Raw genomic sequence first — 8,478 nt, 5'->3', positions numbered from 1 at the left:
CGCCCGGGGCAGGGGGCGCACCCTGACCCGGCACGTGGGGGGGGGGGCGGGCGCGGTTGCCGCCTGCGCGTCCGGCCGCGCGGGGATGGGTGGGGGGCGGGGGCCGCCGACCCTTCCGCAGTCCTCGTGGCCGGTGGATTCGACACGGTTTAATGAGGTGTCGTCACCAGGAGTGACGAAGCTCCAGCCCGAGGAAGGCGGCGTAGCCGGCCAGAGCCGCGTCGACCCGGGCGCGCAGCGGCGCGTCGAACGGCACGAGTTGCCGCACGGTCACGGTCACCGTCCTCGCCCCGAGCGTCCGCTTCCAGGTGCCGACCACCCGGCCGGCGCGGACCACCGTGGACTGGAACATCCCGTTGTTGCCGGGCACCACCGCGTCGGCGTGCGCCGGGTCGAGCATCAGCGACCGGTCCTTGAAGCCGAGCAGGTATTCGTCGAAGCCGGGCAGCGTGTGCACGTCGTCGACCGCCGCCCGGGGCGCGTCGAGCAGCGCGGCGTCGACGACGGACGGCTCGCCGTCCACCTCGACCGGGGCGAGCAGGTCGCCGGCCAGGGTGAGCGCCCGGGTCGCGTCGGTGACCGTCAGGCCGCTCCACCGGGCCAGCTCGTGCCGGGTCACCGGGCCGTGGCCGCGCACGTAGCGGTGGGCCAGCACCGCCAGCGCCTCGTCGCGCTCCGGGCGGTGCGGATCCGGCACCCACTCGTCGAGCAGCGCGAACGTCTGCTCGGTGCCGACGTGCGGGGCGATGCAGGTGATGCCGCGCTGGCTGGCGTACCAGAGGAGGTGGTAGCCGCGCTGGCCGGTGGTGTCCAGCCCGGCGGCGCGCAGCGCGGCCAGGCACTCGGCGCGGGTGAGCCGGCCACCGCCGCTCAGCGCCTCGCCGAGCACGTCGCCGGCGCGGTCGCCGTCGGCGAGGGTGAGCCCGAGCTGCCGCCAGCGGGCGCCCAGCCCACCCAGCGAGCGGACGCCTGTCACGGCCAGCATCCAGTGCGCGTCGCGGGCGGGCACCAGGTGCACGGTGCCCCGCATCGGCCAGGTGCGCAGCGCCTCCCGCCGCTCCAGCGCGGCGTGGACGTCGTCGCGGGTCGCCCCGGGCAGGCGGACGCCCAACGACCACAGCCCGCTCGCCGCGTCCTGCGCCTGCATGGCGCCGAACCACCCGACCACGTCGGACACGCTCCGCGGCCGCAGTGCCGGGTGCGGGCGCAGCAGCAGGCTGGTCATCCGCAGCGCGAGCGCCTCGGCGCGGCTGAGGCGTACGGTCACGGCGGGCTCCCGTCGGCAGGTGGACGGCCAGCATAGGTCGGCGTGCCGACAGCTCGGGCGGGCCGGTAACGGCCCCTGATCGCGCTACGCCGGCTGCGCCGCCGACGGAGCGCGATCCCCCGTTCAGGTTCCCGGCGCGGGGCGGCGTACGGCCGGCGCCGGTGGGAACAGGATCCCCGGCCGGCGCGGGCAGGAGAGCGGTTGCCCGCCGAACTTGCGCAAATCTTGAGCGGCGTTTGACGCCGCAAGTAACGGGTAGTCGCCGGAGCTTACCCCGCGAATCGAGGAGGAGAACGTCTGATGGATGGCCAGGTCAAGGTCGCGGTGATCTATTACAGCGCGACCGGAATCACCTACCAGATGGCGCGGTCGGCGGTCGAGGCGGCGGAGGAGGCCGGTGCCGACGTCCGCCTGCGCAAGGTACGTGAGCTGGCGCCCGACGAGGCGATCCGCTCGAACTCGGGCTGGCAGGCGCACCGGCTGGAGACCCAGGACGTGATGGAGGCCGAGCCGGACGACCTGTCCTGGGCCGACGTCGTGATCATGGGCTCGCCCACCCGGTACGGGATGATCGCCGCGCAGCTCAAGCAGTTCATCGACACCACCGGCCCGCTCTGGGCCAACGGCGCGCTGGCGGACAAGGTCTACACCGGCTTCACCTCGACCGCCACCTCGCACGGCGGCCAGGAGGCGACGCTGCTGTCGCTGTACACGGTCTTCTACCACTGGGGCGGCGTCGTGGTCACGCCCGGCTACACCGATCCCAGCCAGTTCGTCGCCGGCAACCCGTACGGCGCGTCGCACACCAGCAACAACGGCGAGGTCGCCCCGGACCACGTCGCGCTGGCCGCCACCGCGCTCACCGCGAAGCGGGCGGTGTTGATGGGCGCCGCGCTCAAGCGGGGCATGGCCGGCTGACCGGCGCCGGACGGGCGACCGGTGGTCCGGGCGGGGGCTCTCGAACCCGCGCGGACCACCGGTCGACGTTCGACCTACCCCCGATCGGCCACGCCATGCGCGGTCAGCGCCGGCCGGTCGAGCAGGTGCCCGAGCAGGTCGGCCAGAACCGCCGTGCCGTCGCGACTGAGCACCGACTCCGGGTGGAACTGCACCCCGGCGAAGCCGGCGCCGCGCATCGCGTGCACCGCGCCGTCCGCCGGGTCCCGGGACACCTCGACCGGGCCGTACGCGCCGGTGACCCGGCCGGTGTCGGCCCGGGCGGTGAAACTGGCGTAGAAGCCCACCCGGCGGGTCACCCCGAACACGTCCACGTCCCGCGGGGTGCCCTGGTAGGGCGCGTCGCGCCGGTGCAGCGGCAGGCCGAGCAGCCCGGCCAGCAGTTGGTGGCCCAGGCACACCCCCAGGGTCGGCCGGCCCGAGTCGAGCAGGTCGGTCAGCACCGCCCGCATCGCCGCCATCTTCGGCGCGGTGACGTCGCGCGGGTCGCCCGGGCCGGGGCCGACCACCACCAGGTCGTACGCGTCGAGCGGGCCGGGCCGTGACCAGTCCCGGCGGGTGACCGTCAAGCCCAGCGCCCCGAGCTGGTGGGCGAGCATCCCGGTGAACGTGTCCTCGCCGTCGACGACGAGCGCCCGGCGGCCGGCCAGCCCGGGCAACGCGATCGTCCCCGGCTCCCGCTGGCGCAGCCAGAACCGGGCCAGCGGGAGGTTGCGGGCGGCCAGCGCGGCGCGTACCTCGGGGTCGTCGGCGTGCCGGACGGCGGCCGCGGCGTCGGGTCGTGGGGCGTCCGGGCCGAGGCCCAGCGCGGCCAGCACCCCGGCGGCCTTGGCGTGCGTCTCGGCGACCTCGCCGGCGGCGGTGGAGTGCCGGACCAGCGTGGCGCCGACCGGCACCCGCAGCGCGCCGTCGGCGGTGAACTCGGCGGTGCGGATCAGGATCGGCGCGTCGAGCGTCTGCCGACCCTGCTCGTCGCGGCCGAGCAGGGCGAGCACGCCGGCGTAGTAGCGCCGCCCGCCGCGCTCGTGCCGGGCGATCACCCGGCAGGCGTTCTCCATCGGGCTGCCGGTCACGGTGGGCGCGAACATGGTCTCGCGCAGCACCTCCCGCACGTCCCGGGAGCAGCGCCCGGCCAGCAGGTACTCGGTGTGGGTCAGGTGCGCCATCTCCTTCAGGTAGGGCCCGACCACCTGGCCGCCGTGCTCGGCGACCACGGCCATCATCTTCAGCTCCTCGTCGAGCACCATGTACAGCTCCTCCACCTCCTTCTCGTCGTGCAGGAAGCGCAGCAGCGCGGCCCGGTCGGCCGTCCCGCCCCGGTGCCGGAAGGTGCCGCTGATCGGGTTCATCTCGACCAGCCCGTCGGCCACGCTGACGTGCCGCTCGGGGCTGGCGCCGACGAGCGTGCGGGTCCCGGTGTGCACCAGGAACGTCCAGTACGCCCCGCGCTCGTGGACCAGCAGCCGGCGCAGCGCGGCCAGCGCCGCGGCCAGCGGATCGCCCGGCACGTTCGCCCGCATCGTGCGGTGGATGACGAAGTTCGCTCCCTCGCCCCGGCCGATCTCGTCGGTGAGCACCCGCTCGACGACCGCCGCGTACGCGTCGTCGGAGATGTCGAAGCCGGCGTCACCCGTGCGCACCGGCGCGTCCGGCAGCGCGTCCAGCACCTCCGCGAGCGGGATCCGCACATGCTCGCGGACCTCCAGGAACTCCAGCGGCAGGCCGTCGTCCCGGCAGGTGAAGCCACGCTCGGTGATCTGCCGGAACGGCACCAGGGCCAGCGTGCGCGGTCCGGCCGGCCCGTCGGGCAGGGGCAGGTCGGCCAGCCGCTCGGCGCTGCGGGCCGGGCCGGCGTACAGGTCGACGTGGTCGGCGCCCTCGCGGCGGACGAGCGCGAACGGGCCGGGGTCGCGGCCGGCGGCGACGGCGGCCAGCGGGTCGGACGGGATGGTCATCGGGTCTCCTCGGTGGGCCGGTGGCCGCCGGCGAGGGCGACCCGGGATGCCGGGAGAGACCGGCGGCCGCCTCGTCGGGCGGCCGCGTGGGGAAGCTACGCGCGGGGGTGGGCCGCCGGGTCGGCGGGCCACCAGCAGGACAGGTGCGCGGGCATGACGATCACTGTACGCGACCGGGCGGTGCCGGGGAACCCGATCAGCGGCGCCGGCCGCGCCGGGTAGGTTGTCCGGCGATGGACATTCTCGCTCTGGACCTGGGCACCTCCTCGGTACGCGGACTGGTGCTGGACGCCGACGCGGTGCCGCGTCCCGGCGCGCTGGCCCGCCGCAAGGTGCACCTGGCCACCGGCGACGACGGCACCGGGACGCTCGACGGTCCGGGCTACCTGGCGTGTCTGGTCGAGTGCCTGGACGAACTGGCCGAGGGCGGGCACCTCGACCGGGTCGGGCTGGTCGCCACGTCCGCGCAGTGGCACTCGGTGCTGCCGCTGGCCGCCGACGGCACCCCGTCCGGGCCGGTGCTGACCTGGCTGGACACCCGGCCGGCGCCCCCCGCCGGGGTGGCCGGTCCGGCCGACCCGGACGCCTACCACCAGCGCACCGGCGCCTGGTGGCACCGCTGCTACTGGTCGGTGCGGCTGCCCTGGCTGGCCGGGCGCGGCGCGGCGCGGACCGGCCGGTTCGCCGGCCTGGCCGAGTACGTGCTCGGCGCGCTGCTCGACGACGCCCCGATGTCCATCTCGCTGGCCTCCGGCACCGGGCTGCTCGACCTGCGGCGGCTCGACTGGGACCCGGAGGCGTGCGCGCTGGCCGGCGTGCGTCCCGAGCGGCTGCCGCCGCTGGCCCCGCCGGACTGGCACGGGAAGCTGAACCGGGAGCACGCGAGGCGGTGGCCGCAGTTGGCCGGGGCGCGCTGGGCCGCGCCGGTCGGCGACGGCGCCGCGTCGAACGTGGGTTCCGGCTGCGTCGACGACTCCCGGGCCGCGGTCACCATCGGCACCTCCGCCGCGGTCCGCATGATCCAGGCCGTGCCGGCCGGCGCCGAGCTGCCGCCGCTGCCGGACGAGCTGTGGCGCTACCGGGTCGACCACGACCGGGTGGTGACCGGCGCGGCGTACTCCAGCGGCGGGAACCTGTTCGCCTGGGCGAACCGTGAGCTGCGGCTGCCGCAGGGCGCGGAGCTGGAGGCGGCGTTGCGCCGTGCCGCGTCCGGCACGGCGGTGCGGGCCGACCCCCGCTTCGGTGGGGACCGGCCGCCGGGCACCGCCCCGGCCGGTTCGGGCGAGCTGCGCGGGCTGAGCTTCGGCACCACCGCGGTGGACATCCTCGTCGGACTGATGACCGGGCTGTGCCGGCTCGTCACCGACGACCTGGCGCTGCTCGAGGCCGGCGTCGGCGACCCGATGGAGGTGGTCCTCGGCGGCGGGGCGCTGACCGCCTCCCCGTGGTGGCGCGAAGCCTTCGCCGACGCGCTCGTCCCGCGTACGGTGCGGTGGCAGCGCAACCCCGAGATCGGGGCGACCGGCGCCGCGCTGGTGGCCCTGGGCCGGGTGTCGGAGGCGGCCGACATCGGCGGTGTCGGCCGGATCGACGCCGATGCCGCGCCGCACCGATAACCGCTGACCGTCCTGCTCATGCCGTCCGGGCGGGCGTTGACAGCGCCGGCCGGCCTGGTTGGATGGATCCCGCTCCCCGGCGCGGTGGAGCGGACCGAGGAGGCAAGTGTGGGCGCAGGTCCCGACCCGGCGCGCGGCGCGGCCCCGCCGCCGCACCGGCGGCGCTCCGGGTTCCGGCTGCGGGACTGGCGGATGGGCACCAAGCTCGCCACCGTGCTGGTGATCCCCTCGGTGGCGTTCCTGGTCCTGGCCGGCGTGCAGACCCGGGGCCTGGTGGGGCAGACCACCGCGCTGAGCGACTTCGCCGAGCAGGTCGGGATCGGCCGGCAGATCACCGCCGTGGTCGACCGGCTCCAGCAGGAGCGGGACCGGTCCGCCGGCGAGCTGGCCGCGCTGCGCCGCGCCGGCACCGGCGCCGACCGGGACGCCGCGGTCGCCGCGCTGCGGCCGTTGCAGGAGGCCAGCGACCGGGCGGTGGACGAGTTGCGGGCCGCGGCCGAGCCGCTGGCCGACGCCGACGCCGCGTGGCGGGTCTCCTACTCGGAGGCGCTTGAGGCGTACGACCAGGTGGTGAACATCCGGGCCGCGGTGCCGCCCGCGGTGCTCTCCGCCGACACCGTGCTCAGCAACTACCACCGCGCCGTCGCGGCGCTGCTCAACCTGCTGGCCGAGCCGTCGCCGGGCGACGGCCAGCGGGAGTTGACCGAGGCGGTGCTGCGCTACGTGCAGCTCGCCCGGGTCAAGGAGCTGTCCTCCCGGATCCGCGCCGAGCTGTACGCGGCCGCCCGCGCCGGCCGGTACGAGCCGGACGACCAGGTGACGCTCACCGACCTGCGGGCCCAGCAGCTCACCGCGCTGGGCGCGTTCCGGGTGGCGGCGACCGCCGACCAGGTGCGCCGCTACGACCGCACCTCGGTGGACCCGGCCTTCGTCACCGCCACCCGGCTGGAGGAACGGACCCTGCCCAACGGCGGGGCGGAGCCGGCGTTGCCGTCCGCGCCGCAGTGGTGGGCGGCCACCGAGCAGCGGCAGGAGCTGTTCCGTCAGCTCGAGGGGGAGATCCTCGACGACGCGGTCGGCCGGGCCGACGACGCGAGCGCCCGGCAGTTGCGCGAGACGCTGCTGGTGGCCGGCGGCATCGTCACGGTGCTCCTGGTGGCGGTGCTCATCTCCCTGCTGGTGGGTCGGTCGGTGGCCCGCGCCATGCGCCAGTTGCGCGGACAGGCGCTGCGCATCGCACAGGTGGAGCTGCCGATGACCCTGCAGCGGCTGCGGACTGTGGACCGGCCGGTGGGCGCGATCGACGTGCCGCCGGCCGTGGTCGACTCGCAGGACGAGATCGGTGAGCTGGCGGAGGCGTTCGTGGCGGTGCACCGCAGCGCCGTGGACGTCGCGGTCGAGCAGGCCATGATGCGGCGCAACGTCAACGCGATGTTCGTCAACCTGGCTCGGCGCAGTCAGGTGCTGGTGGAGCGGCAGTTGGAGCTGCTCGACGACCTGGAGCGGGAGGAGAGCGACCCGGAGCAGTTGGAGAACCTGTTCAAGCTGGACCACCTCGCCGCCCGCATGCGCCGTAACGACGAGAGCCTGCTGGTGCTCGCCGGCACCGAGTCGACCCGGCGGTGGAACCGGCCGGTCGGGCTGGGCGCGGTGCTGCTCGCGGCGAGCGCGGAGATCGAGCAGTACCAGCGGGTGCGCCACGAGAACCGCACCGACCTGCACCTGGTCGGGCACGCCGTCGGGGACCTGGTGCACCTGTTCGCGGAGCTGCTGGAGAACGCCACGACGTTCTCCCGGCCGGAGACGGTGGTGCGGGTCCTGGTCCAGGCGGACGGGCCGGGCGCGCTCGTGGAGATCGTCGACCAGGGGCTCGGCATGAGCGCGGGCGCGCTGGCCGAGGCGAACGCGGTGCTGGCCGAGCCGCCGGCGGCCGACGTGTCCGCGTCCGAGCGGATGGGTCTGTTCGTGGTGAGCCACCTGGGTTCCCGGCACGGGGTGCGGGTGCAGTTGCGCCCCGGCCGGGAGGGCCTGGTGACCCGGGTCCGCGTCCCGGCCGACCTGCTGGCCGAGACGCCGCCGCCGGGGCTGGCCCCGCCGGTGCCGGCGCGGATGCTGAGCGGTCACGCGGCCGCGGCGTCGCGGGCGCTCGGCGCGGCCACCGCGGAGCTGCCGGTGGCCGGCCGTCATCCGGTGTCGCCGGCGCAGCCGGGCCCGCCGGCGCTGCCGGTGTCGCCGCTGACCGGCCGGCCGCTCGGCGACGTGGTTGAGCCGTCGCCGGTGGGGCCGCCCGCCGGCCCGCCCGCCGTGGTGCCGCGCCCCCGGCCGGTGCCCGGTCGGGCCGAGGACGTGCTCGCACCGGCCGCGGGCGCGGCGGCGACCGGCGGCTGGTTCTCCCGCCAGGGACCGACGTCGTCGGTGCTCGGTGTGACGCCGGCGCCGGCGCGGACGCCGGTGACCGGGGGGACCAACGAGCGGGGCCTGCCGGTACGCGTGCCGATGGCCCAGCTCGCCGCGGTCTCGTCGGCCGACCGGCCGGGCCACACGGCGGTGCGGCACGAGCCGGACCCGGAGGCGGTCGGCGGTATGCTGTCCCGCTTCTACGGCGGGGTGCGGCGGGCCGAGGCCGAGGAGACCACCGAGATGTACGTGCCGCGCGACGAAGGGGGACGACGACAGTGACGAC

Annotated in this window: 5 protein-coding genes; 3 read left to right on the top strand and 2 right to left on the bottom strand. The window is 76.1% G+C overall.

Annotation, left to right across the window (positions count from 1 at the left end; translation table 11 throughout):
• Window positions 1-163: 163 nt before the first annotated feature.
• Window positions 164-1,267 carry a winged helix DNA-binding domain-containing protein gene (locus tag ACIA5A_RS24210; protein WP_396766492.1) on the bottom strand — a complete coding sequence of 368 codons (1,104 nt, stop codon included), beginning with the start codon at window positions 1,265-1,267 and terminating at the stop codon, window positions 164-166.
• Window positions 1,268-1,567: 300 nt separating this feature from the next.
• Between ACIA5A_RS24210 and wrbA the strand changes: the two genes are divergently transcribed.
• Window positions 1,568-2,185: an NAD(P)H:quinone oxidoreductase gene (wrbA, locus tag ACIA5A_RS24205; protein ID WP_396766489.1), complete on the top strand. Its 618-nt coding sequence runs from the start codon at window positions 1,568-1,570 to the stop codon at window positions 2,183-2,185.
• A gap of 74 nt (window positions 2,186-2,259) precedes the next feature.
• On the opposite strand, the gene ACIA5A_RS24200 is transcribed toward wrbA, so the two are convergent.
• The gene (locus ACIA5A_RS24200; RefSeq protein ID WP_396766486.1) at window positions 2,260-4,179 is read right to left on the bottom strand and encodes a chorismate-binding protein; all 1,920 of its coding nucleotides are present in this window, start codon (window positions 4,177-4,179) and stop codon (window positions 2,260-2,262) included.
• 233 nt (window positions 4,180-4,412) lie between these two features.
• On the opposite strand from ACIA5A_RS24200, the gene ACIA5A_RS24195 reads away from it, so the two are divergent.
• On the top strand, window positions 4,413-5,795 hold the full coding sequence (locus ACIA5A_RS24195) for an FGGY family carbohydrate kinase (RefSeq protein WP_396766483.1): 1,383 nt from the start codon (window positions 4,413-4,415) through the stop codon (window positions 5,793-5,795).
• An 18-nt stretch (window positions 5,796-5,813) separates the two neighbouring features.
• On the top strand, window positions 5,814-8,474 hold the full coding sequence (locus ACIA5A_RS24190) for a nitrate- and nitrite sensing domain-containing protein (RefSeq protein WP_396766480.1): 2,661 nt from the start codon (window positions 5,814-5,816) through the stop codon (window positions 8,472-8,474).
• The last annotated feature ends 4 nt before the right edge of the window (window positions 8,475-8,478 follow it).

The sequence above is a fragment of the Micromonospora sp. NPDC051300 genome (genome assembly GCF_044455315.1).
In the GTDB taxonomy this organism is placed as follows: domain Bacteria; phylum Actinomycetota; class Actinomycetes; order Mycobacteriales; family Micromonosporaceae; genus Micromonospora; species Micromonospora robiginosa.
This window is presented reverse-complemented; position numbering and strand designations above follow the sequence as displayed.